The organism is Rhodococcus sp. P14 (genome assembly GCF_000256505.1).
In the GTDB taxonomy this organism is placed as follows: domain Bacteria; phylum Actinomycetota; class Actinomycetes; order Mycobacteriales; family Mycobacteriaceae; genus Rhodococcus; species Rhodococcus ruber.
Genome location: NZ_AJFC01000231.1, coordinates 1 through 23,422, shown reverse-complemented (window position 1 = coordinate 23,422; position 23,422 = coordinate 1). Strand labels below are relative to the sequence as shown.

Genomic DNA, 23,422 nt, shown 5'->3' with positions numbered 1-23,422 from the left:
GACGGGTGCGGGCTCGACGACGGGTGCGGCCGGTGCTGCCCGCCGCTGGGAGGGACGCTGGAACCTGGCGGCCGGCTCGTCGGGCGCGATCGGCGCGGGCGCGGCCGGGACCGGCGGGACGGCCCGCGGCGCGACGCTCGGCGGCGCAGTGCCCGGCGCAGCGGCGCCCGGCGGCGCTGCCGCGATCCCGCTTTCGAGACGCTCGAGACGTTGCAGGACAGCCGATTCCGAATCGGACGCGGCCGGCAGCAGCATCCGCGCGCACATCACCTCGAGAAGCAGGCGCGGCGCCGTGGCCCCGCGCATCTCGCCGAGGCCGGAGTGCACGATCTCCGCGTACCGGGTCAGGGTGGCGGGACCGATCCGGTCGGCTTCCTCCCGCATCCGCTCGAGCACGTCACCGGGCGCGTCGACGAGACCGCGCTCGGCGGCGTCGGGCACCGACCGCATCAGGATGAGGTCACGGAGCCGCTCGAGCAGGTCGACCGCGAACCGTCGTGGGTCGTGGCCGGCGTCCATCACCTTCTCGACGGTTCCGAACAGTCCCGCCCCGTCGCCGGCGGCGAGGGCGTCCACGGCCTCGTCGATGAGGGCGACGTCGGTGACCCCGAGCAGCGCGAGTGCCCGGCTGTAGGTCACGCCCTCCTCGCCGGCGCCGGCGAGGAGCTGGTCCATCACGGACAGCGAGTCGCGCGGCGAGCCCCCGCCCGCACGGATCACCAGCGGGTAGACGGCATCCTCGACCGGCACGTTCTCCTGCGTGCAGATCTTCTCGAGCAGCCCGCGCATGACCGGGGGCGGCAGCAAGCGGAACGGATAGTGGTGGGTGCGCGAGCGGATCGTCGGCAGCACCTTCTCCGGTTCGGTCGTGGCGAACACGAAGATCAGGTGCTCCGGTGGCTCCTCGACGATCTTGAGCAGGGCGTTGAAGCCCTGCGTGGTGACCATGTGGGCCTCGTCGACGATGAAGATGCGGTACCGCGACTCGGCCGGCGCGTAGAAGGCGCGGTCGCGCAGTTCGCGGGTGTCGTCGACGCCGCCGTGGCTCGCGGCGTCGAGTTCGATGACGTCGAGGTTGCCGCCACCGCCGGGACCGAGCGCCACGCAGGACCGGCACGTCCCGCACGGCGCCGACGTCGGACCCTCCGCGCAGTTCAGCGAGCGCGCCAGGATCCGGGCCGAGGAGGTCTTGCCGCAGCCGCGGGGGCCCGAGAACAGATACGCGTGATTGATGCGACCGGCGTCGAGGGCGATGCTCAGGGGCTCGGTGACGTGCTCCTGACCCACCACCTCGGCAAAGGTCGCCGGTCGGTACTTACGGTAGAGGGCCACGCGCCGAGACTACCGGCGCCGACCGACAGACCGGCCGCGTGGTTGCGACGAAGCGATGCGGGTATCCGACGGCCATGACCGGAACACGACCGTTGGCCCTGGTGACCGGAGCGTCGAGCGGAATCGGCCTGGAACTCGCCCGACTGTTCGCCCGGGACGGCTACGACCTCATCCTGGTGGCCCACTCCGATGCCCTCGACGACGCCACCCGCACACTCGCCGCCGCCGGCGCCGCCACGATTCCGGTGCGCGCCGACCTACGGACGGCGGCGGGCGTGGAGGAGGTGTGCGCCGCCGTGACCGCCACGGGCCGGCCGCTGGCCGCCGCGGCGCTCGACGCCGGCACCGGGCAGGGTGGCCTGTTCGTCGACACCGGCCTCGACGACCAGCTCGAGGTGGTGGACGTCAACGTGCGTTCGACCGTGCACCTGGCCAAGTACGTTCTCGACGGGATGACCGCGCGGGGCGCCGGCCGCGTACTGATCACCTCGTCGGTGGTCTCGGAGATGCCCGGGCCCTACCAGGTGGTCTACAACGCCTCCAAGTCGTTCCTGCAGTCGTTCTCCGAGGGACTGCACGAGGAACTGCGCGGGACGGGGGTCACCGTCACCGCGCTGATGCCGGGGGCGACCGACACCCCGTTCTTCCGCAAGGCCGAGATGGCGGACGCGCCGATCGCTCGCGGCCCGAAGGACGACCCGGCCAAGGTCGCCCGCAAGGGCTACGAGGCGATGCGCGGGGGCAAGCGGAAGGTGGTGGCCAGCTCGCCCATGTCCAAGACCATGGCGCTCACGGCGGCGGTGATGCCGGATTCGGTGAAGGCCTTCCTCCACCGGTTCATGGCCAAGCCGGCGTCCGCGCCCCGGTAGGCCGTGCCGATCGAGCCGGTCTCGATCGGGGTCGCAGCGACGCGGATCGCGGCACGGTAGGTGCGGGAGAGCATCGCGATGCCGCGCCACTCCCCGGGAGCCGGCGGGGTCGTACCCGAACGCGCGCACCTCCTGCGCGCACCGGCAGGCGATCGCGAACTTCGCGGCCCATTCCAGCGCGGCCTCCCGGGAGGGCAACTCCAGTACCGTGAAGCCGCCTGCGAGCTGCTCGGTCTGCGGGTACGTGCCGGCGGTCACTTTGCCGTCCCCTTCGACGAGGACCGGCGGAACGCTCTCGTCGATTCCACCGCCGAACACCCAGACGCCGGCGTCCTTCGCCTCCTCCACCACCGCGTGCGCCGCATCCGACACTGCCTGCATTTCCCCGTCGGGAACGACCATGGCGCCACTCGGGAACGAGATCAGGTACTTCGTCATTGCGTCGGCTCCTTGTTCCCCGGGGATCGGACCCGTCCTCGCCGATGCGGGCACGCTGCGCACGAGACTCGCTCGTCCGCCCCACGGGCGTCCGGCTCCCGCACCGCGGGCGCCGAGCACGGGATCGACACGCCCCCGTCGTGGCAGGTGTCAGAGATGGGGCAGCGCCCAGCTGAGGAACACCACGCCCGCAAGGATTCCGAAGATGCCGGTGAGCATGCCGACGAGCGCATCGAGGGACTTCGCTTCGTCGGTGAACACGGCGGGCCGCCGGGTGGCGGCGATGCCGGTCCCGAGGGCGGTCGCACCGAGCAGAATGCCGAAGCCGAACGTCCAGAAGGTCACGATCGAGAGGGCGCCGAGCATCAGGGCCAGATCGGCTCCGTTGTCCTCGACTGTCTCACGCAGCCGCGACAGGGCGGGGAAGTCGAATCGGGAACGGTGTGGTCCGGAGCGGAAGGGAGTCTGCAGGACGGACATGGTCTTTCGAATCCTCGTCGGAGATGGCGGAACGGAATGCAGCACGCGAGGGCGGAGCCGTACGGAATCTTCTGCAGGACAAGAATTCCGAGATCCGCGACGGCGCGGTAACCGGCGCTCGGCGCGAGGGGACGGATACGGCACACGACATCTCGTATCGACCTCACCCCTCGGCCCGGCTGCTACGCAGCACAGATTAGCACTCGCCGACGCCGAGTGCTAACGCTGCCGACTCCGATCGCTCGTCTCACCGATCCGGCTCCGCGCCAGTACAGTTCCTTCATGCGCGCGGGGAGGACGGCGAAGGTGTGGGCGGCGGCCCTGGCGATCCTCGCCGTGGCGATGGGCACCACCGGTACCGCCACCGCCGATCCGGATCCGGGCGCGCGGGTCACCACCGACGGCACGGGGCTGCGACTCGACGGGCAGCCCTGGTGGCCGACCGGCTTCAACGCCTACCAGCTGGGCACGAACTGGGCGGTGAACTGGGGCTGCGGCGCCATGGTCGATCTGGACGCCTACTTCGGTGCCCTGCCGCCACATTCGCTCACCCGCTTCAACGCGTTCCAGGCTCTGGCCGTCGACCGGTTCACCGGCGAGCTCGATTTCGGCCCGCTCGATGCCGTGTTCGCCGCGGCCGAGGCCCACGGCCAACTCGTGATCCCGGTCCTCGCCGCCCAGGACGGCGCGTGCGAGGACGAGGTGTTCAAGGACCGGCAGTGGTATCTGGACGGATGGACGGAGCCGGTCGATCACGAGCGCGAAGTCCTGAGCTTCCGGGACTGGGTGACGACGGCGGTGACGCGATGGAAGGACTCCCCCGTTCTGGCCGCCTGGGAACTCGTCGGCGAACCCGAGACCAGCGTGTGCACCGATGCCGAGTGCTCGTGGTGGCTGCGGCGGTGCCCGCCGGACGCAGCGGCCGTCCTGCGCGGGTTCTTCGACGTCGCGGGGGCCCAGGTCCGCGCCCTCGATCCGCGCACCCTGATCACCGCGGGGTTCACCGGCGGCGGGCAGTGCGGCACCCAGGGCGACGAGTACGCGACGGTCGGCTCGTCGCCGTGGGTGGACGTCGTCCAGTACCACGACTACGGCGCCGACGCGGTCCCCCTTCCGGGCGACCAGTGGAACGGTCTGGCACGCCGCATCACCCAGGCCCGGCAGATCGGCAAACCACTCCTGGTGGCGGAGATCGGCGAGCTGGCGGGCCGGTGCGGCGCCACGGCCGACCGCGCCGAGCACATCGCCACGAAGATCGCGGGACAGAAGGCGGCCGGGACCGCCGGGGCGCTCATCTGGGCGTTCGTGCCCGACCCCCGGCCGGACGCCTGCACGTACGACGTCGGCCCCGACGACGAATTGTGGGGCGTGATCGAACAGTTCGGAACCACCGGGGACTCCGCCGAGTCGACCCCGGCCACCGGCTGACCGGCCACCGCGCGACGGCACCCCGCACGGCCGGGGAGTCTTCCCGGCTCACCGGTTTCCGACGGACGTGGTTTGGCATCGCGCCGGCCCGGGTAAAGGAGGGCGATCACGGCCCGGCGTCGCCCCCATCGGCACCCGCCGGAAGGTGACACCGACAAGTAATCGCGGCCAGCACAGGAGGGGTCATGACACTCGACTACGACACCCGTAAAGAGCTCGACACGGACGAGCTGACCACCCCCACGCTCCCGGCGGTGAGCGAGACGGTGGAGCCGGACGACGGCGACATCGCCGAGTTCTTCGAACTCCCCGGCGCCGACCTGTCCGGCGAGGAGCTCACCGCCCCGGTCGTGCCGCGGCGCAGCGACGAGTTCGTCTGCGACAGCTGCTTCCTCGTCCATCACCACAGCCGGCTCGCACGGTCCGACGACGGCACGACGCGCTGCCGGGACTGCAGCTGACGGATCTCGATCGAAAGGGCGGAACGAGAACGGTTTTCCGCCAAGGTGTAGTTCTCGACCGTCCGGGGTAACAGTAGTCGTGACCACGCCGGCAGCGGCGGGTGAAGACCGGAGGGGACCGGAAGGGTCCCCGAACGAAGGGAAGTGGAGCGTGCTCGGACTCGGAATCATCGGGTGGATCATCATCGGCGGCCTCGCCGGCTGGATCGGCAGCAAGATCATGAAGACCGACGAGCAGCAGGGGATCCTGCTGAACATCGTCGTGGGTGTCATCGGCGGCCTGCTCGGTGGCTTCCTGCTCAAGCTCTTCGGCGTCGACGTCGAAGGCGGCGGACTGATCTTCAGCTTCCTCACCTGCCTCCTCGGTGCGGTGATCCTGCTGTTCGTGGTCAAGGCCGTCCCCGGTCGCCGCCCGGTCCCCCGCCGGTAGTCTCGCAGTTCAGTCACCACACACGCGGCGGCCTCCCGTCACCCCGTTCCGGGGCACGGGAGGCCGCCGCGCTGCGCGAGCCGGATCCTCGCCGGGCGTGTCGGGCGTCGCCCGCTGCGAAAAGGGGACCTTTCCGGCATGCTGACCGGGTGGATGGCGCGTGCGGTGAGCGTGGGGGTCATCCCGGAACCACCGGCGAGCGACGAGAGGGACACCGATGGACGACACCGCAGCAACGAAGGCGCGCTCTGCTTCCGGGAGCCGCACCCAGGAGACCCACGAGCTGTCCCAGGAGGACCTCGCCGCCGTCGTGGAGGCGCTGACCGGGCGTCCGGCCGACGTCCCGGAGCCCCCGCAGGCCCCGAAGCGACGCCGGTCGCCCCGGAAGAAGACCTGAGCCGCCGGCCGACGGGCTCGCCGATCCGGGCCGTGCAGGCTCACTTCTTCCCGGCGGCTGCCTTCAACGCCTTCTTGAACTCCCGGACCTCCTGCAGGGTCTGTGCATCGACGACGTCGGCGATGGACCGCCGTGACCCGTCCTCGCCGTACTCCCCCGCAGCCTCCCGCCAGCCCTCGGGTCGCACCCCGATCTGCTTTCCCAGTAGGGCGAGGAAGATCCGGGCCTTCTGGTCGCCGTAGCCGGGCAGGGCCTTCAGGCGCTTCAGCACCTCCCTGCCGTCGGGGTCGCCACTCGTCCACAGGGCCGCCGCGTCACCGTCGTAGCGGTCCGCGATCTCGGCGCACAGCGCCTGGATCCGCTTGGCCATCGATCCGGGGAACCGGTGCACGGCCGGCGGCCCGGAGCAGATCGCGGCGAACTCGTCCGGATCGGCCTCGGCGATCCGGTGCACGTCCAGACCGCCGAGGCGGTCGGCGAGCTTCTTCGGTCCCGCGAACGCGGTCTCCATCGGCACCTGCTGATCGAGGAGCATCCCGATGAGCAGGGCGAGCGGGTCGGCGGCGAGCAACGCATCGGCGTCGGCATCACCTACGAGGTTCAAGGTCGGTGCCATGCTCACGATCCTCGCATCCACGGGAGTCCGGCGAGCGAACGGCGCGACGATCAGCCCTGGCCGCCCAACGCGAACGCCACCAGGAAGCCGAGGGCCGTGGAGATTCCGACCCACCAGCCACCCTCCCGATATGCCTCCGGCATCAGTGAGTCGGAGATGACCGCGATCGTCGCGCCGCCGGCGAAGGCCTGGACGAGTGAGATGCCGGCGGGGGGCAGCGAGTCGGCGTACGCCGTCGCGAGCACCACCACGAGCACCAGCAGTGTCGCCGTGATACCCCAGATGAGCACGGCTTTCCGCCGATCGAAGTTCGAGCGCATCGACGCGGCACCGGCCACGGCCTCCGGCAGGTTGCCGACCGCGACGGCCACCAGCAGCACCAGTCCACCGCCGCCGGCGCCGGCGCCGGCGAGCGTCACCCCCAGGGCGGCGTTCTCGGGGATCCCGTCGAGCAATGCCCCGAGCATCAGGGCCCACCCCAGGGCAGCGGTGCCGAGCCTGCGCTCGATCAGCCGATCGGCGACGACGTACACCGAGGCCCCGAGCAACAGCGCACCGCCGGCGGACCACAGGCCCTGGTCCGCGAAGGCGGGCGCGAACAGTTCGGTGGACACCGCGGCGACCATGGCGCCTGCACCGAAGGCCATCAGCGCCGCGAGCAGAGGTCGGGGTAGGTCGTACCGGAGCCCGACGAGGGCACCGGCGAACAGGGGCACCGCAGTTCCCAGTCCGTACCAGAGGGCGGTCAGCACCGGATCACTCTACGACTGCAGCAACGAGAGATGTTGCATGCCAATACCGAACACTTCCGTCCGCGACGGCGGTCACCCAGGGCGCCGCAGCCGTCCCGGGGTCGACGTCCTCGACACCGGCGCGTAGCGACCTGCGCACCGGCGCCCGGTAGCGTCCTGTCGCGGCGGCAGAGCGAGCGGCCGCCGCCTCACCACTGCCTGGAACCCGGCTCCACCTCGAAACGCTCGCGGTAACGTCTTTCCGCCTCCCCCAGCACCTTCGGGCTCAACCGGGCGTGCGGGCGGATGTCGATCACCAACGGCTCCTGGTCGAGGCCACGGCCGACCATCGTGCCCTCGAGCAACCACAGGAAACGCCCGTCGGTCTCGTCGCCGGCGGCGTACCGGTGGATCCGACGCGCAACCCAGTCCTCGACAGGACGCCGCCACCACGGTTCCGGGGCAACGGGAAGGACGGACCACCCCGGCAGGGTGAGGTTGGCCGCCCGATCGCGCGTGGGACCGTCCGCAGCGTCCGCCGCCGGCCCCCGGGAAAAACGCAGGTAAAGGAGCGGATTCCCGGCGACGAGCGCAGCGAGCTGGTCGAGACCGGTGATCACCTGCATGTCGTCGGGATCGGGATACATCTCCTCGCGCAGCATCGTCGACGCGTCTCGTCCGGCCGTCAGCTCGGGTCCGGCACCGGGCGAGGCGAGGACCGCCGTCGTCGGATCGGCTCACCGGTGCCCACGACGGCTCCCTTCGTCGACGGTTCCGGCGCGAGCGTCGCAGGACACCCGCTGACCCGCACGATACTCCCGAATCCGGGTCCGACCCACGCAACGCGATCCGCGGTGGATCGCACGAGCGGGCATGGGGGCGAGAAGCGCGCCGTCCGCGACGGCGTGCCGGAGTATCGTTCGGATATGCCACTCCACGGCGAAGAATCGGAGTACACGCGCGTTCTCGAAGACGTCCGGGACCTCGTCGCACACGCGATCGGTGCGGGAAATTCCGCGGAGAGCGTCCGGGAGTTCTGGCGCGAACAGATCGACCGGTACGTCGAGGACGCGGCGGCCTCGGACCGAATGTGACACGGGTTCGACCGTAGTGGTGCGGTGTTCGGCCGCGCGGCCGGCGCGCACTCGGAAGGGGGGCGGATGGTCCAGGCCGGTTCGGGCGTGAGGATCGCGCTCGCGCTCGTCACGGCGGCCGTGGCAGGCGCGGTCACCGCGGCGACGCTCCCCGTGGGGCCGGTCACGACGGTCCACGCGCTTGCGGTGATGACGTCCGGCCTGCTGCTCGGTGCGGTCGGCGGCTGGGCCGGGCGCTCGGCCTGGATGGTGGTTCCGCTCGTCCTCGCCTACGGCATTGCACTGGAGATCGTCCGGCTGGACGTGTCGGTACCGACGATCGACGACGTGCGGCTCGACTCGATCTACGGCGTGCTGGCGCTGACGGTGAGCCGAGGCCTGCACGCGATCCTGCTGGTGCTGCCGATGCTGGTCGGTGCCCGCCTCGGGGTCGCGCTCACCCGACGGCGCGCCGGGACCCCACCCGGTCCCCGTCGAGGACTCGTGCTCACCTCGGTCCTCGGCGTGCTGACGCTCGTACTGGCAGCCCTGGTCGTCCGGCCGGCCTCCACACCTGCCGTGCTCGGGCCCGACGGGCAGCCGGTGGGAGTGGCGGCTCTCGAGACCGTGTCGCTGGGCGGCGACGACCACGCGCTGATGATCCGCGCCGCGGATCCCGGGAGGCCTGTGCTGCTGTACCTGTCGGGCGGCCCCGGCCAGTCCGACATGGCGCTGGCACGCGCCCTGGCGGAGCCGTGGGTGGACGACGTCGTGTTCGCAACCTACGACCAGCGCGGCAACGGCAAATCCTACGGCGCGCTGTTCCCGACCGACGAGACCACCCTCGAGCGGGTCGTCGCCGATACCGTCGAGGTCGCCGAGTATCTCCGGGACCGCTTCGACGAGGACCGGATCTATCTCATGGGTGAGTCGTGGGGCACGATCCTCGGTGTCCGCACCGTGCAGCAGCGCCCCGACCTGTTCGCCGCGTACCTCGGCAGCGGACAGATGGTGAACGTCCGGGAGACGGACCGCCGGATCTACCGCGATCTGCAGGAGTACGCGACCCGGACCGGTGACACGGACCTCGCGGCGACCCTGCAGGAGATCGGGGAGCCGCCGTATGCGGACATCCCGTGGGCGAACGCGCAGATACTCGCTGCCTACGACCACCTCTACGATCCGTACGAGCCGGCGGCGGGGTATCGCGCGCGGGGCGAGGCGAGCGGCCTGGACGGCTTCGGGATTCTCGGCACCGAGTACTCGCTGATGGACAAGGCGAACGTGCTGCGGGGGCTGATCGACACCTTCACCGTGATGTATCCGCAGATCCAGGACATCGACTTCCGGCGGGATGCGACCCGGCTCGAGGTGCCGGTGTACATCCTCGACGGGGCGGCCGAACTCGACGGGCGCCGGGAACTGCTCCTGGAATGGTTCACCCTGCTCGACGCGCCGGAGAAGAGACTGATCACGTTCGACGACGCTGCCCATGCGGTCGCATTCGAGCAGGCCGACGCCGTGGAGCAGCTGCTTCGAGACGACGTGATCCCGAGGACGTCCGGCCGGTGACGACGGGCGGCCGGTTCTCCACCGGTTGTCCACGGCTTGTCCACAGAGTTGTCCACAGGTGGGGGATACGCTCGGCCCCGGCCGTCGTGTGACGACCGGGCCGAGGGACGGAACTGCTCGCCGACTACTTCCCGAGGGCCTTCTCGGTCGCCGCGAGGAGCACACACGTCGCGACGCCGTCCATGGCGGTGGCGAGCTCGTCCAGCGACGGGAAGCTCGGAGCGAGCCGGATGTTCTTGTCGTCGGGGTCGTTCTTGTACGGGAACGCCGAGCCCGCCGCGGTCAGCGCGATCCCTGCGTTCTTCGCGAGGGAGATGACCCGCTTGGCGGTGCCCTCCACCACGTCGAGGCTGATGAAGTAGCCGCCCTTCGGCTCGGTCCAGGACGCCACCTTCGACGACCCGAGCCGGTCCTCGAGAATCTTCAGCACGAGCGCGAACTTCGGCGCGAGCAGTTCGCGGTGCTTGGCCATGTGTGCCCGCACCCCGTCGGCGTCACCGAAGAAGCGGAGGTGACGCAGCTGGTTCACCTTGTCCGGGCCGATGGTCTTGATACCGAGGAACTTCTCGTACCACGCCAGGTTCTCGGCCGAGCTGCCGAAGAAGCTGACGCCGGCGCCCGCAAAGGTGATCTTGGATGTCGAGGCGAGGACGAACACGCGGTTCGGATGACCGGCCTCGGCCGCCATGCCCAGGATGTCCAGGGCGGGAGCCGGTTCCTCGACCAGGGGATGCACGGCGTACGCGTTGTCCCAGAAGATCCGGAAGTCCGGGGCGGCCGTCGGCATCGACGCCAGTTCGCGGGCGACGCGCTCGGAGAACACGACACCGGTCGGATTCGAGTAGGTGGGGACCGCCCACATGCCCTTGATCTGCGGGTCCGAGCCGACGAGCGCGGCGACCTTCGCCATGTCCGGTCCGTCGTCGCGCATGGGCACCGGAATCATCTCGATCCCGTACGACTCGGTGATCGCGAAGTGCCGGTCGTAGCCGGGCGCGGGGCACAGGAACCGGACGACGGGCTCCTGGGACCACGGGCGCGGCGAATCCACCGTGCCGTGCAGCAGCGACGCCACGATCAGGTCGTGCATGATCTCGAGGCTTGCGTTGTTGCCGGCGATCAGGTTCTCGGTGGGGATGTTCAGGAGCTCCCCGAAGATGGCGCGCAGTTCGGGCAGTCCGCGCAGGCCGCCGTAGTTGCGGCAGTCGGTGCCGGACGCGTCGCGGTAGTCGTCGACCCCGGGCAGCGACAGCAACTCCGCGGAGAGGTCGAGCTGCTCGGGGGAGGGCTTGCCGCGAGTCAGGTCCAGCGTCAGCTTCTCGGCTTCGAGTCGCGCGTAGTTGTGGGACTGGCGCTCGTGCTCTGCGACGAGTTCCTCATGGCTCATCAACCCAATCTGGGTTTGGGTAGGCATGCGGAAGGACCTTTCACCGCGCCCAACGGCACGGGCATCGGCATCGGAAGCTAGGGGACCCCGCGCACCCGGCAGAGCCCGTTGACCCTTGCTGCCTTCCGGCCCTGGGGGAGTTCACAGGATGCGCGCCGCGCGGGATCCATCGGCCAGTGTAGACACACATCGCCCGCGACCGTGAATCGACCCCGCCGCACCCCTCCGAAACCTGCGGCGACCTCCCCGTTTGGCATCTACCAGGTCGTATTCGGTATGCTTCCCCACGGAGGATTCGCCTAGTGGCCTATGGCGCTCGCCTGGAACGCGGGTTGGGTTAACGCCCTCAGGGGTTCAAATCCCCTATCCTCCGCCACGGCAACGGCCCGTGACCAGTGGAAACACCGGTCACGGGCCGTTGTCGTTCGTCGGGCACGCAGTCGCGCGGTCGACAGTCATCCGCTGCCGCAATTGCGGGTGCGTACGACTGAACGAGGCGCGGCTGTCCACCACAGCTCACTCGCAGGCGACGCCGTCGCCGTCACCGTCCATGTTCTCGCTGTACCCGGGCTGACCGGCGTACAGCGGCGCCGCGCCGGCGGCCCGCGCCTCGGCGCAGTTGCGGTACACCACGGCCGGAGCCGGCTCCGGAGCCACCGACGGGACGGGTTCCGGGACCGGGGTCGTGGCAGGCGCGGGGACCGGGTTCGTGGCAGGCGCGGGTTCCGGGACCGGGGTCGTGGCAGGGGCGGCGGCACCGCACCCGGTGAGGACACGGACCATCGCGTCGTGCTCGGCCTGGGTCACCCACAACCCGTAGAGGGCCTTGACCTCGATCTGGCGCGCGACGTACGTGCACCGGTACGACCGGTTCGGGGGCAGCCAGGTCGCGGCGTCGCCGTCGCCCTTCTGCTGGTTGGCGGCACCGTCGACGGCCTGCAGGTTGCGGGGATCGTTGGCGAAGTTCGCGCGGGTCTGTTCGTCGAGCTGCTGGGCGCCCTTCTGCCACGCGTCGGACAGTGCGACGACATGATCGATCTGCACGTCGGCGGAGGTGTCCTGGCCGCGACGGAAGTCGATGGTCGTGCCCGTGTAGGCGTCGTGGAGGGTGCCGAAGAGGACGACGCAGTCCCGGGTGGCGGTCTTGTAGGTGATGTCGACCAGGTCGCGCCGCAGGATGTCGTTGCGGGTGTCGCACCCGTTGTGGCCGCCGTCGACGTCGACGTCGTCGCTCCACGCCGGTCCGAAGAGCTCACGGTCGTAGCCGGTCTTGGGTGCTCGGCCCTTGATCGGCAGGGTCGCGAGCGCGGCCAGCGCCGGCGTGGCGGACACGTCGGCAGGGACGGGGGTCGGCGGCGTCGCAGGGGCCGGTGCGGGGGTGGTCGTCGGGGTCGCGGCGACGGTGGGCGCGTGGGTCCGGGTGCCGATGTCGGTCGCCGTGGCGCATCCGGTCAGCAGCAGGGCCGCCGCAGCGAGTCCGGCGCTCCATCCCTGTGTGCGGTGATGCGGGGACTGGCGGGACGGTGAGGCGAACACGCTGGGTACTCCTGGGGGCGGGATGCGGCACGGCAGCACCCTCCGCGGGGGAACGAAAGGGTGTTTCCGGGAGGTCGCACCGGACATCCCTTTCGTTACCAGAGGTAACAGCACGGATTGATTACGATTCGTCCGTGGTCGGATACGGCAGACAACTCACGGCCCTCGCCGTCGCACTGTCGGGCCTCGCCGGGTTCGTCGACGCCCTCGGGTTCATCACCCTCGGCGGCGTGTTCGTGTCGTTCATGAGCGGGAACTCCACCCGGCTGAGCGTCGGCCTGGCCGAGGGCACCTGGGGTCCCGCCGCGCTCACCGCCGGGGTCATCGGCCTGTTCCTCGTCGGCGTCGTCCTCGGTGGGGTGGTCGCGCAACTGTCCGACCGCAGCCGTCGCGCCCGCAAGACCGCCGTGCTCGCCACGGTCTCCGCGCTCCTGCTGCTCGGGGCGCTCGCCCACACCGCGGGCTGGACGCCCGTCGCGGTGGTGGCGATGACCCTCGCCATGGGTGCGGAGAACTCGGTGTTCCAGCGCGACGGTGAGGTGAGCGTGGCCCTGACGTACATGACCGGGGCGCTCGTCAAGATCGGGCAGCGGCTCGCCGCCGCGATGTTCGGCGGACCCCGCTGGACCTGGCTGCCGTACCTGGGTCTGTGGCTGGGACTGGTGACCGGCGCCGTCGGCGGCGCCGCGGCGCATCGGATGCTCGGACTGCACGCCCTGTGGATCGCCACCGCGGCCGCCGTCGCGCTCACCCTCGCGGTGCGGCACCTGCCGTACCGGCCGTAGCGGAGTCCGGTTCCCCAGGCGGGCAGCGGTTGTCGGTGCCGGCGCCTACGCTCGTGGGCCATGAGGTGGTATGTGCCGAGCGCTCCCAGCGCGGACCTCGCCGAGCACGTGGTGTGCGTGTGGTCGGCGGTCTCCGACGGGCAGAGTCACCTCCTCGTGCCGGACGGATGCGTCGACGTCCTGTGGATCGCCGGCGTCGGCATCCGCGTGTGCGGCCCGGAAACGTCCGCGTGGTCGTTCACCCTGCCGCCCGGCATCGTCTCCGCCGGGGTGCGGTTCCGCCCCGGTCTCGCCTCGTTCGCCCTGCGCGCGTCGGCCGCGCAACTCCGCGATACCCGCGTCGGGTTGGACGACCTGATCGGCTCGGCAGGGGCCCGACCACTCGCCGACCGGCTCGACAACGCCCGGACCGCCCCCGAACGGCTCGAGGTGTTCCAATCCGCGGTGCGGCGCTGGCTCGCGCACGGCCTTGCTCCCGACCCGCTGATCGGGCATCTCCGGCAGGCGCTCTCCGGACACTCGTGGAGCGTCGGCGCGCTCGCCGAGACCGCCGCGCTCACCGAACGTCAGCTGCAGCGCCGCTGCAACGAGGCGTTCGGGTACGGCCCGGCCACGTTGCGATCGATCCTGCGCCTGCAGCGGTTCATGGCCCTGGCCGACGCCGCACCCGCGCGCGGCCTGGCCGAGCTCGCCGCGGCCGCCGGCTACAGCGACCAGTCGCACCTGAACCGGGAGACGCGCAGGATCTCCACCCTGACGCCCACCGCCCTGCTCGCCGGGGAGGCGCCGCGGTGGCACGGCCCGGGCTCGGCCCTCGATGTCCGAAGTATCCAATCCCTCGGCGACCGCGGGGCGGAAGAATCCGTGGCTTAACGCCTCTCCTGCCTGAAGGCTGGAGATTCCCGGCTCAGACCGCAACCGCACCACCGAGGAGGTGATCCGCTTGTCTGACGTCGTCGACACCGGTGTGGCCACGCTCCGCCACAGCCAGAACCACTCCGGCAGCGTTCCGATCCCGGCATCCGCTGTAGCCGCAGGCTGGGCACCGGAAGATGCGTTGCTCGAGTCCGAGGGGCTGCTTGGCTCTCGCGAAACACCTCGAACACGTCATGCTCGTGTACGCGGGCCGCACCAGCACCACCTTCCGGCCGGCCCGCCTGCCCCGCTCGACGAGTTCGCGTTTGGTCGCGGTGATCGCCGCGTCCGCGGCCTTGCGCGCCATCGTGGACTTGGCCAGGAACCGCGGCCGGAAATCCTCCACCGCGATCACCGCATGCTGGGCGACCACCCGCCGCGCCCACACCCGCGCCTCGTGCCGGGTCCGCGCCGCGGCCTTCTGCTGGATCTTCGCCGCCCGCTTACGGGCCCGCCGGTAGCCGTTCGACGCCGGGCGTCCCCTGCCCGGTCGCCGGCGCGTCATCGTGCGTTGCACCTTGGCCAGCTCCGCCGCGCAGCGGCTGCGGTGCTGCCGGTGCGGCAGGTCGAACCGTTCGTCGGTGGTGGTCGCGGTCCTGCTCACGCCCCAGTCGACACCGATCGCCGAACCCTCGGGGGCCGCGGGCACCGGTTCGGCATCGCGGGTGACGACGAACGAGGCGTACCAGTGCCCCAGCGGATCCCGGGTGATGCGCACACTCGACGGCTCGGACGGCAACTCCCGCGACCACACCACCGGGACACTGACCCCCTTGGCGAGCACCAACCGGCCCTCGCGCAGGGTGAAGCCGCGGCGGGTGTACTCGAGCGTCGGCAACGCCTTCTTGCGGGCCTTGCACCGCGGCCGGCCCCGCCCGGTGATCCGGAACGAGTCGTCCAGGGCGCGGGCGTAGGTCCGCAGCGTCTGCTGCTGGGCCACCTGGGATCCGGCCCGCAGCCACGACGACTGCTGCCGCGCCCGGGTGAGCAGTCTGCTCAGCTTCCCGAAGGTGGGTCTCGCACCGGATTTCTGTTGGTGGACCGCCTCGTTCCACAGGAACCGGCAGCGATGCCACTCGTCGAGCAGGGCACGTTCGGCGGCGCGGCCCGGCCGCAACCGGTAGTTGTAGCGCACCACCTCGCCCCCCCATGCCCGGCACGGTAGCCGCACCCACCGACACGTGTGCCCGACACCACCCCGACACCGAGAAAGGAGGACGGCGCTTGTGCTCCCTCGTCAACGAGGCAGTATCCGCGCCGAACACCAGATGACCGAGACCCTCTCCCCCGCCCGTCACTACCGCGAACTCGCGGCGAAGTTCACCGCACGCGTCGAGGCCGTGCCCGCCGACCGATGGGACGCGCCGTCGCCCTGCGCGGGCTGGTCCGCCCGCGACGTGCTGCGGCACGTCGTCGACACGCAACGGCAGATCGTCCCCGTCGTCGGCCTGGAACTGCCCGCCGGCCCGTCGCCGGACACCGACCCGGCCGGAGCCTGGGCCGCCACCCGCGACGGCATGCAGACGATCCTCGACGATCCGTGGCGCGCCGGCCTCGAGTACGACGGCCACTTCGGCCGCACCACCCTCGCCGCGACCGTCGCGCGGTTCTACAACTTCGACCTCGTGGTGCACGCCTGGGACCTCGCCCGCGCCGCCGGCCTGGACGACACCGTCGACGACGAGGACCTCGACTTCGTGGAGGCGACGGCGCAGGCCCTGGGTGACTCGATCCGGATGGAGGGAGTCTGCGGACCGGCCGTCGAGGTGCCCGCGGACGCCGACCGGCAGACCCGGGTGCTCGCGCACCTGGGGCGTCGCGCCTGATCGGCGGTAACCTCGCGCCTGACCGGCGGTAGCCTCGGGGCATGCGCGCTCCGGGCTGGTGGCTTCCGGTGTCGCTGCTGGCCGTGGCCGCCCTCCTGTCCGGTCCCGCCGAGGTCACCCCGCCCGCGCCCGTCACGTCCGTCGGCATCCCGGCGACGGGACTGACCGCCGACGTCCCGGCGACGTCCGCGACGATGTACGCGGGGGTGACCGATTCCGCCGACCCGCCGCTCCCGCGCGCCGTCGGCGAGCGCGGCGCACCGGCGTCCGTCGGCGACGAGTTCGACGAGTATCCCTATGTCCGCTACGAACTCGAATTTCCCCCCGGAACCGAGTCGGTGACGCTCCGGTGGCAGGGCCGCAGCGTCAACCTCGACGACCTCGCCCTGCACGTGCGCACCGACGGTTCGTGGGGCGAGCCGCGGGCCGTCGCGCGGCCCGAGGTGCCCGGCGGACCGATCGTGCTCGAGGCGCGGGTCACCGACGTCGCCGGCCCCCTGGAGATCCTGGTGATCGACGCGCCCCGTCGCGACCGGAGCTTCCGCGACGCCGCACCGGACCAGGCGTTCGCCGACCCGGCGGACTACGACTTCGCGATCCAGCACCTCACCGACACCCAGTACCTCGCCCGCGACGACACCGCCGTCTTCCGGGACATGACCACGTGGACGGCGCAGCAGGCCCGTGCCCGGAAGATCGCCTACGCCGTGCACACCGGGGACCTGATCCAGTCGTGGATCCGGCCGGGCGCCCCGGACGCCCGCGCCCGCACGGAGTTCGAGGTCGCGTCGGAGGCGATGGGAATTCTCGAGGCGGCCGGCGTGCCCTACGGGGTCCTGCCCGGCAACCACGACAACCTGTGGAACGTCGCCGGCCGGCTCGTGCCGGGCGAGCACGAACGCAACCATGCGCTGTACAACGAGTACTTCGGGCCGCAGCGGTACCGCGACCGGCCGCAGTGGGGTGACTCGGTGACCGACGCCGACAATTCGGCGCACTACGACCTGTTCGAGATCGCCGGCACCCCCTTCCTCGTCCTCTACCTCGGCTACAACCCGCCGGAGCACGTGATGCACTGGGCCGAGGGGGTGCTGGCCGCCCATCCCGACCGCAACACGATCGTCGCCGCGCACTACTACCTCGACGAGGACGGCCGTCTCCGGATGAGTGGATTCGGCGACATCGGCGGCAGTTCCGGCCAGCAGATCTGGAACCGGCTCGTCGTGCCGCACGAGTCGGTGTTCATGGTGCTGTCCGGGCACGTCGACGGGCAGACGACGGTGACCGACCGCCCGATCCCCGGCAGTGACCGGCGCGTGGTCGAGATGCTCGCCGACTATCAGTACTTCCTCGTCGACGGCCGGCGCGCGACGGGATTCCAGCGGTTGCTGCAGTTCGATCTCGACGGCGGCACGGTCGCCGTCACCACCCACTCGCCCGCCCTCGACAGTTTCCGGGTGGAGGACCACGACCCGCGCCGCCGCTACACCCCCGAGGACGGCGATTTCGTGGTGGACGTGCAGTTGCGTGCCGGCGTGCCCCGCGCGGTGATACCCGGATGAGCACGGATCACCCTGCCGCCGAGGCAGATTCGGCGGTCGCCGCGCGGCTTCCGGGGCGGGACTCCCCGAGCGCGTCGGCGGCGTCGCCCGCGGTGCGCTCCGCGGTTCGCAGCGGTCGCGTCACCGTGGGCGGCCGGCGGACGGACGCTGCCGAAGAGGAGCCGCCGGCCGTACCCGGCCGCGGGGAGTTCCCGCCGCCGGGGGAATGCGGGATAATCAGCGGCATCCGATCCTCCGGAGGTTCCCGTGCGACTGAGCAACGTTCCGCTCCGGCTGGCCACCGGCGCCTTCATCCTCAATTCCGGGCTGGGCAAGCGCGATCTCCCGCCCGAGGCCGCGGCCGGGCTGCAGGACATGGCGAGCAAGGCGCTCCCCCGGCTCGGGAAGATGCGGCCGGAGACGTTCGGCCAGACCCTGTCGACCGCCGAGATCGGCGTCGGCGCCCTGCTGCTGGCCCCCTTCGTCTCCCCCGTGGTGGCCGGTTCCGCACTGACAGCGTTCAGTTCGGGCCTGCTCGCGATGTACTGGAAGATGCCCGGCATGCACGAGGGCGGATCCTTCCGCCCGACCCAGCAGGGCACGCCGATCGCCAAGGACGTCTGGCTCCTCGGGGCGGGCCTGTCCCTGATCATCGGCGGGATGTCCAGGTAAGGGTCCCGTCGCGGGTTCGGCACGACGCACCGTGGGTACCGCCGACACATGAACACACGACGCACAACCCTTATCGCAGGCGTGTCCCTGACCGCACTCGTCGTCGCGGGGTGCGGCGGCGATGATTCCTCGACGGAGAACCAGGCCACCGTCGAGACGCCCCCCACCTCGGAGACGACGACCACCGGCATGCCCACGGCACTGCCCGGCACGGACGGAGTGGCCTTCGAGCTGCCCGGCGCAGGCGGTGGCGACGACAACGCATTCACCTACGACGAGGCCGCCGTCCCAGTCGGTTCGACGGTGACCGTCGAATCCGAGGAGGAGGGTGGACGCACGACGGTCACGCTCGAGGCGAGCGGGCTGGCACCCACCCGTGACTTCGGCGTGCACGTCCACACGCAGCCGTGCGGGCCGAAGCCGTCGGACGCCGGTCCGCACTATCAGAACGACGTGGACCCGGCGGCCACCCCGCAATCCCCGTCGACGGATCCCGCCTTCGCCAATCCCGGGAACGAGGTCTGGCTCGACATCACCACCGACGGCAACGGCAACGCTCAGGCGTCGACGACGGTCGACTGGGAGTTCCGCGACGACGAGGCGAATTCGGTGGTGCTCCACGCCGAGCGCACCAAGACCGGCCCCGGGGAGGCCGGCATGGCCGGTGCTCGTCTGGCCTGCGTCGACGAGGATTTCTGACCGGGGTCCGACCGCGGAAGGTGGACCGGACACATCGGGCAGGTGTCGTGCGGTGCCCCATACCGACGTATGGAGATACCTGCAGGTACGGTGCATCCATGCGCGCGCGTCCCTATGCCACCACCAGCCCCACGCGTCTCGCCGCTGCCCTGCTCGAGGTCGCGGCACGGATCGGGCTCGACGGCGCCAGCGTGCGCGAGGTGGCCAGCCATGCGGGTGTATCGATCGGCGCCGTCCAGCACCATTTCCCCACCAAGGACGAGATGCTCGCCTACTCGTTCCGTTCGCTCGCCGAGCGGGTGCTGACGCGGTTGAGCACCGTCGACCCGGACATCGATCCGGCGCGCACCCTGTTCGCGGCGCTGAGCCAGTTGCTGCCGCTCGACGAGCAGCGCAGCGCCGAGGCACACGTGATGGCGGCGTTCACCGTGCGCGCCGCGACGTCGCCCTCGTTGAGCAGGATCCGGCACACGACGTTGTTCACGATGCGCACCGCGGTGTCCGCCGTCCTGATCCGGATGGGCACCGCGGAGGCCGAGACCCGGGCGGCTCTGCTGCTGGCCGCGGTCAACGGTCTGGCTCTCGACGCGATCGCCAGTCCGGAACTGTATCCGCCGGAGTACCTGACCCACGCGCTGCACACCCAGATCCAGTTGTCCCTCGACGGCGCCGACGCCCGCTGACTGCTTCCAGAATGCTTGTGGCCGAATGTCACACGCGGTCGATCTGATCGACGCGATGTGACATTCGGCCACACACCCACGCACCACGCACCCCGGGGGTGGGTCAGCGCGCGGTCCAGCCGCCGTCCATCGTGTAGGACGCGCCGGTGACCATGCCGGCGTCGTCCGAGGCCAGCCACGCGACGAGGGAGGCCACCTCCTCGGGTTCGACGAGCCGCTTGATCGCGGGTTCGGTGAGCAGCACGTCGGCGAGCACGCGTTCCTCGTCGATGCCGTGCAGCCGGGCCTGGTCACCGATCTGCTTCTCCACCAATGGCGTTCGCACGTAACCCGGGTTGACGCAGTTGCTGGTGACGCCGTGCGGACCGCCCTCGACGGCCGTGACCTTCGACAGCCCCTCGAGGCCGTGCTTGGCGGTGACGTACGCGGACTTGAAGGCCGACGCCCGCAGGCCGTGCACCGACGACACGTTGACGATGCGCCCGAAACCGCGCTCGTACATGTGCGGAAGGACCGCCTTCACGAGCAGGAACGGCGCTTCCACCATGAGCGTCTGGATGCGGCGGAAATCGGTGAGCGCGAATTCCTCGATCGGCCGGACGACCTGGATGCCGGCGTTGTTGACGAGGATGTCCACCTCGAGCCGGAGCCCGTCGAGCTGGTCGGTGTCGAGCAGGTCCACCCCCCACGCCCGTCCCCCGATGTCGTGGGCGAGGGTCTTGGCGGCCACCTCGTCGACGTCGGCGACGGTGACGTGCACGCCGCGGGCGGCGAGTTCCCGGGCACAGGCAGCGCCGATGCCGCTCGCTCCGCCGGTGACCAGTGCGGTGCGGGCACTCATGCGGGCACCGCCGTCTTCTCGGCGTCGACGGCCCGCACGTCCGCGGCGTCGACGTCGCGCAGGCTGATCCCCTTGGTCTCCCGGGCGGCGACGACGGCGATGATCGTCACCACCGACGCCACGGCCAGGTAGACCGCGATGGGGACGGCGCTGCCGTAGCGGCTGAGCAGGGCGGTCGCGATGATCGGTGCGAGCGAGCCGGCGACGATGGAGGTCACCTGGTAGCCGAGCGAGACACCCGCGTAGCGCATCCGGGTCGGGAACATCTCGGCCATGATCGCGGGCTGACCGGCGTACATGAACGCGTGGAACACCAGGCCGATGACGATGGCGGACATCACCAGGGCGTTGTGGCCGCTGTCCATCATGGGGAAGGCGAAGAAGCCCCAGGTGCCGGCGGTGACGGCCCCGACCATGTACACCGGGCGGCGGCCGAAGGTGTCGGACAGGCGCCCGACGACGGGGATGATCGCGAAGTGCACGGCGTGCGCGGCGAGCATCCACCACAGGATGGTGGCGGTGTCCGCGCCGACGACCACCTTGAGGTACGTGATCGAGAAGGTGACGACGAGGTAGTACATGACGTTCTCGGCGAAACGCAGGCCCATGGCGGTGAACACACCGCGCGGGTAGCGCTTGACGACCTCGACGACGCTGTACGAGCTGGACTTCAGCTGCTCGGCCTCACGCTGAGCCTCGAGGAAGATCGGTGCGTCGGTGACCTTGGTGCGGATGTAGTAGCCGACCAGGACGATGACCGCCGACAGCCAGAACGCGATGCGCCAGCCCCACGAGAGGAACGCCGCGTCGGACAGCGTCGTGGTCAGGACCAGCAGCACGACGGTGGCGACGAGGTTGCCCATCGGGACGCCGGCCTGCGGCCACGAGGCCCAGAAGCCGCGGGAACGGTCCGGGCTGTGCTCGGCGACGAGCAGCACCGCGCCGCCCCACTCGCCACCCACGGCGAAGCCCTGCACGAAGCGCAGCGTGACGAGCAGCGCGGGCGCCCAGTAGCCGATGGCGCCGAAGGTGGGCAGGCAGCCCATGAGGAAGGTGGCGACGCCGACGAGCACGAGACTGGTCTGCAGCAGCTTCTTGCGGCCGAACTTGTCACCGAAGTGCCCGAACACGACGCCGCCGAGGGGCCGTGCGACGAAACCGACGGCGTATGTGACGAACGCCGCGATGATCGCGTCGAGTTCGTTGCCGTTGTCGGGGAAGAAGACCTTGGAGAACACCAGGGTGGCGGCGGTGCCGTAGAGGAAGAATTCGTACCACTCGACGACGGTGCCGGCCATCGAGGCGCCGACGACCTTGCGCAGACCCGAGGTGGGGGTCTCGTCCGGTGCGCGGCCGCCGGGCCGCGACTGTTCGACACTCATGGGTTCGTCCTCCTCGATCCGACTGTGACGGGCAACACTTCTGAAGGCATGTGCCGAGTATCGATGCGCAGATCTGCATGCACAATGACGCGATCCGCAGAGCAGATCTGCAAGAATGCACATATGAGCGCGCCGTCGGCCGATGACCTGCTGGTTCTGCTGGCCGTCGGCCGCACCGGTCGGTTCACGACCGCCGCCGAGGACCTCGGCGTCAACCACACCACCATCGCCCGTCGCATCGCGGCGCTCGAGAAGAGCCTCGGCGGGCGCGTGCTGGCCCGCGCGTCGGGCGGGTGGGAACTCACCGAGCTCGGCCGCTCGGCACTCGCCGCGGCCGAGCGGATCGAGGCCGCCGTGTCCGGACTGGCCGGTCCCGGCGGGGACCGCGGCCTCGAGGGTGTCGTGCGGGTCTCGGCCACCGACGGTTTCAGCGCCTACATCGCGGCGCCGGCCGGCGCGCTGGTGCGGCGACGGCACCCGGGCGTCGCGGTGGAGATCGTCGCGGCCACCCGTCGCGCGTCGCAGCAGCGGTCCGGGCTCGACCTCGAGGTGGTGGTGGGACGCCCCCAGGTGCATCGGGCCGAGGCGCACCGGCTGGCCGACTACACCCTCGGCCTGTACGCGGCGCGGGCCTACGTCGACGAGCACGGCGCTCCCACGACGGTGCGCGAACTGGGCCGTCACCCGCTGGTGTACTTCATCGACTCGATGCTGCAGGTCGACGACCTGGACCTGGCCCGTCGCATCGCCCCGGACATGCACGAGTCGGTGAGTTCGACCAACGTGTTCGTCCACGTCGAGGCCACCCGCGCCGCGGCCGGGGTCGGGTTGCTGCCGTGCTTCATGGCCGACCGGCACGCCGACCTGGTGCGGATCCTGCCCGCGGAGGTGGAGGCGCGGCTGAACTACTGGATGGTGGCGCGGTCGGAGACGCTGCGCCGGCCGGAGGTCGCCGCCGTCGTCGCCGCGATCCGCGAGACCGTGCACGCCCAGCGTTCCGTCCTGCTCGGCCGCCCCGCCGCGTGACCCGCCACCCGGCCGCCGCACACGTGACCGAATGTGACATCGCAGTCGATAGTCTGACCAGATGTCACATTCGGCCGGGGACGCGCGGGCAGGGGCCGGCCGGTTCGCCCCGAGCCCGTCGGGCGACCTGCATCTCGGGAACCTGCGCACGGCGGTCCTCGCGTGGCTGTTCGCCCGGAGCACCGGGCGCCGGTTTCTGCTCCGCGTCGAGGATCTCGACCGGGTCCGGCCGGGCGCGCAGGAACGTCAACTCGCCGACCTCGCCGCACTGGGCCTCGACTGGGACGACGAGGTCGTCCACC

General features: G+C 70.8%; 26 protein-coding genes, 1 tRNA gene, 1 other RNA gene and 1 pseudogene. 17 read left to right on the top strand and 12 right to left on the bottom strand.

Annotated elements, in window-relative coordinates; genetic code table 11:
• Positions 1-1,332 (bottom strand): DNA polymerase III subunit gamma and tau (locus tag OEY_RS0116235; RefSeq protein WP_010594900.1); only part of this gene is annotated, 1,332 nt, incomplete at its 3' end.
• A 74-nt stretch (positions 1,333-1,406) separates the two neighbouring features.
• Here OEY_RS0116235 and OEY_RS0116230 point away from each other — a divergent pair.
• Positions 1,407-2,201, top strand: coding sequence for an SDR family NAD(P)-dependent oxidoreductase (locus tag OEY_RS0116230; RefSeq protein ID WP_010594899.1), 795 nt, complete (start codon positions 1,407-1,409; stop codon positions 2,199-2,201).
• 102 nt (positions 2,202-2,303) lie between these two features.
• Here OEY_RS0116230 and OEY_RS31460 read toward each other — a convergent pair.
• A pseudogene (locus OEY_RS31460) lies at positions 2,304-2,639 on the bottom strand (YciI family protein); the annotation flags it as partial.
• A 150-nt stretch (positions 2,640-2,789) separates the two neighbouring features.
• Complete coding sequence (locus tag OEY_RS0116225; protein ID WP_010594898.1) at positions 2,790-3,119, bottom strand: hypothetical protein; 330 nt, start codon at positions 3,117-3,119, stop codon at positions 2,790-2,792.
• 306 nt (positions 3,120-3,425) lie between these two features.
• Between OEY_RS0116225 and OEY_RS0116220 the strand changes: the two genes are divergently transcribed.
• The 4 genes from OEY_RS0116220 (at position 3,426) to OEY_RS0116205 (ending at position 5,835) form a co-directional block, all read left to right on the top strand.
• A complete protein-coding gene (locus OEY_RS0116220; protein ID WP_010594897.1) occupies positions 3,426-4,547 on the top strand; it encodes a hypothetical protein in 1,122 nt (373 codons plus the stop codon).
• A gap of 185 nt (positions 4,548-4,732) precedes the next feature.
• Positions 4,733-5,008, top strand: a complete 276-nt coding sequence (locus tag OEY_RS0116215; protein WP_010594896.1) for a DUF4193 family protein — start codon at positions 4,733-4,735, stop codon at positions 5,006-5,008.
• Between the two features lie 151 nt (positions 5,009-5,159).
• Positions 5,160-5,438: a GlsB/YeaQ/YmgE family stress response membrane protein gene (locus tag OEY_RS0116210; RefSeq protein ID WP_010594895.1), complete on the top strand. Its 279-nt coding sequence runs from the start codon at positions 5,160-5,162 to the stop codon at positions 5,436-5,438.
• 217 nt (positions 5,439-5,655) lie between these two features.
• Positions 5,656-5,835: a hypothetical protein gene (locus OEY_RS0116205; protein ID WP_017682363.1), complete on the top strand. Its 180-nt coding sequence runs from the start codon at positions 5,656-5,658 to the stop codon at positions 5,833-5,835.
• Positions 5,836-5,875: 40 nt separating this feature from the next.
• Here OEY_RS0116205 and OEY_RS0116200 read toward each other — a convergent pair whose 3' ends face one another.
• The 3 genes from OEY_RS0116200 to OEY_RS0116190 all read right to left on the bottom strand — a co-directional run bounded on the left by OEY_RS0116200 (position 5,876) and on the right by OEY_RS0116190 (position 7,844).
• Positions 5,876-6,451, bottom strand: a complete 576-nt coding sequence (locus tag OEY_RS0116200) for an HhH-GPD-type base excision DNA repair protein (RefSeq protein ID WP_010594894.1) — start codon at positions 6,449-6,451, stop codon at positions 5,876-5,878.
• Positions 6,452-6,501: 50 nt separating this feature from the next.
• Positions 6,502-7,203: a ZIP family metal transporter gene (locus tag OEY_RS0116195; RefSeq protein WP_010594893.1), complete on the bottom strand. Its 702-nt coding sequence runs from the start codon at positions 7,201-7,203 to the stop codon at positions 6,502-6,504.
• Between the two features lie 188 nt (positions 7,204-7,391).
• On the bottom strand, positions 7,392-7,844 hold the full coding sequence (locus tag OEY_RS0116190; protein WP_010594892.1) for a DUF6098 family protein: 453 nt from the start codon (positions 7,842-7,844) through the stop codon (positions 7,392-7,394).
• 264 nt (positions 7,845-8,108) lie between these two features.
• Here OEY_RS0116190 and OEY_RS30550 point away from each other — a divergent pair, with 264 nt between their 5' ends.
• Entirely contained in the window at positions 8,109-8,276 is a 168-nt protein-coding gene (locus OEY_RS30550; protein WP_157180003.1) for a hypothetical protein, read from the top strand.
• Between the two features lie 87 nt (positions 8,277-8,363).
• A complete protein-coding gene (locus OEY_RS0116180; protein WP_157180002.1) occupies positions 8,364-9,827 on the top strand; it encodes an alpha/beta fold hydrolase in 1,464 nt (487 codons plus the stop codon).
• A 124-nt stretch (positions 9,828-9,951) separates the two neighbouring features.
• Here OEY_RS0116180 and OEY_RS0116175 read toward each other — a convergent pair whose 3' ends face one another.
• Complete coding sequence (locus OEY_RS0116175; RefSeq protein WP_026138147.1) at positions 9,952-11,241, bottom strand: aminotransferase class I/II-fold pyridoxal phosphate-dependent enzyme; 1,290 nt, start codon at positions 11,239-11,241, stop codon at positions 9,952-9,954.
• 49 nt (positions 11,242-11,290) lie between these two features.
• Positions 11,291-11,385: signal recognition particle sRNA small type (gene ffs / locus OEY_RS29830), an RNA gene on the bottom strand.
• Positions 11,386-11,502: 117 nt separating this feature from the next.
• On the opposite strand from ffs, the gene OEY_RS0116170 reads away from it, so the two are divergent.
• A tRNA-Ser gene (locus OEY_RS0116170) sits at positions 11,503-11,590 on the top strand.
• A gap of 140 nt (positions 11,591-11,730) precedes the next feature.
• Here the strand turns inward: OEY_RS0116170 and OEY_RS0116165 are convergent.
• The gene (locus OEY_RS0116165; protein WP_010594888.1) at positions 11,731-12,750 is read right to left on the bottom strand and encodes a GmrSD restriction endonuclease domain-containing protein; all 1,020 of its coding nucleotides are present in this window, start codon (positions 12,748-12,750) and stop codon (positions 11,731-11,733) included.
• 134 nt (positions 12,751-12,884) lie between these two features.
• On the opposite strand from OEY_RS0116165, the gene OEY_RS0116160 reads away from it, so the two are divergent.
• Together OEY_RS0116160 and OEY_RS0116155 are read left to right on the top strand one after the other, a co-directional pair.
• Positions 12,885-13,535, top strand: coding sequence for a YoaK family protein (locus OEY_RS0116160; protein ID WP_010594887.1), 651 nt, complete (start codon positions 12,885-12,887; stop codon positions 13,533-13,535).
• Positions 13,536-13,595: 60 nt separating this feature from the next.
• Complete coding sequence (locus tag OEY_RS0116155) at positions 13,596-14,408, top strand: helix-turn-helix domain-containing protein (protein WP_172603542.1); 813 nt, start codon at positions 13,596-13,598, stop codon at positions 14,406-14,408.
• A gap of 34 nt (positions 14,409-14,442) precedes the next feature.
• On the opposite strand, the gene OEY_RS0116150 is transcribed toward OEY_RS0116155, so the two are convergent.
• Positions 14,443-15,588 (bottom strand): RNA-guided endonuclease InsQ/TnpB family protein, encoded by a 1,146-nt coding sequence (locus OEY_RS0116150; protein WP_010594885.1) that lies wholly within the window; start codon positions 15,586-15,588, stop codon positions 14,443-14,445.
• 130 nt (positions 15,589-15,718) lie between these two features.
• Between OEY_RS0116150 and OEY_RS0116145 the strand changes: the two genes are divergently transcribed.
• The 5 genes from OEY_RS0116145 to OEY_RS0116125 all read left to right on the top strand — a co-directional run bounded on the left by OEY_RS0116145 (position 15,719) and on the right by OEY_RS0116125 (position 19,871).
• On the top strand, positions 15,719-16,276 hold the full coding sequence (locus OEY_RS0116145) for a TIGR03086 family metal-binding protein (protein ID WP_010594884.1): 558 nt from the start codon (positions 15,719-15,721) through the stop codon (positions 16,274-16,276).
• A 41-nt stretch (positions 16,277-16,317) separates the two neighbouring features.
• Positions 16,318-17,838, top strand: coding sequence for a metallophosphoesterase (locus OEY_RS0116140; RefSeq protein WP_017681589.1), 1,521 nt, complete (start codon positions 16,318-16,320; stop codon positions 17,836-17,838).
• Between the two features lie 246 nt (positions 17,839-18,084).
• Positions 18,085-18,489: a membrane protein gene (locus OEY_RS0116135; protein WP_010594882.1), complete on the top strand. Its 405-nt coding sequence runs from the start codon at positions 18,085-18,087 to the stop codon at positions 18,487-18,489.
• 48 nt (positions 18,490-18,537) lie between these two features.
• Positions 18,538-19,188: a superoxide dismutase family protein gene (locus OEY_RS0116130; protein WP_029540066.1), complete on the top strand. Its 651-nt coding sequence runs from the start codon at positions 18,538-18,540 to the stop codon at positions 19,186-19,188.
• A 98-nt stretch (positions 19,189-19,286) separates the two neighbouring features.
• Positions 19,287-19,871 carry a TetR/AcrR family transcriptional regulator gene (locus OEY_RS0116125; protein ID WP_010594880.1) on the top strand — a complete coding sequence of 195 codons (585 nt, stop codon included), beginning with the start codon at positions 19,287-19,289 and terminating at the stop codon, positions 19,869-19,871.
• A gap of 103 nt (positions 19,872-19,974) precedes the next feature.
• Here the strand turns inward: OEY_RS0116125 and OEY_RS0116120 are convergent, their stop codons facing one another.
• Both OEY_RS0116120 and OEY_RS0116115 read right to left on the bottom strand, forming a co-directional pair.
• Positions 19,975-20,712: a 3-hydroxybutyrate dehydrogenase gene (locus OEY_RS0116120; protein WP_010594879.1), complete on the bottom strand. Its 738-nt coding sequence runs from the start codon at positions 20,710-20,712 to the stop codon at positions 19,975-19,977.
• Positions 20,709-22,094 (bottom strand): MFS transporter, encoded by a 1,386-nt coding sequence (locus tag OEY_RS0116115; RefSeq protein WP_010594878.1) that lies wholly within the window; start codon positions 22,092-22,094, stop codon positions 20,709-20,711. The genes OEY_RS0116120 and OEY_RS0116115 overlap by 4 nt, the downstream gene beginning before the upstream one ends.
• Positions 22,095-22,217: 123 nt before the next feature.
• Here OEY_RS0116115 and OEY_RS0116110 point away from each other — a divergent pair, with 123 nt between their 5' ends.
• Both OEY_RS0116110 and OEY_RS28565 read left to right on the top strand, forming a co-directional pair.
• On the top strand, positions 22,218-23,120 hold the full coding sequence (locus OEY_RS0116110; protein ID WP_010594877.1) for a LysR family transcriptional regulator: 903 nt from the start codon (positions 22,218-22,220) through the stop codon (positions 23,118-23,120).
• A gap of 61 nt (positions 23,121-23,181) precedes the next feature.
• Positions 23,182-23,422, top strand: a 241-nt coding sequence (locus OEY_RS28565) for a glutamate--tRNA ligase family protein (RefSeq protein ID WP_010594876.1), incomplete at its 3' end; no start/stop codon positions are given.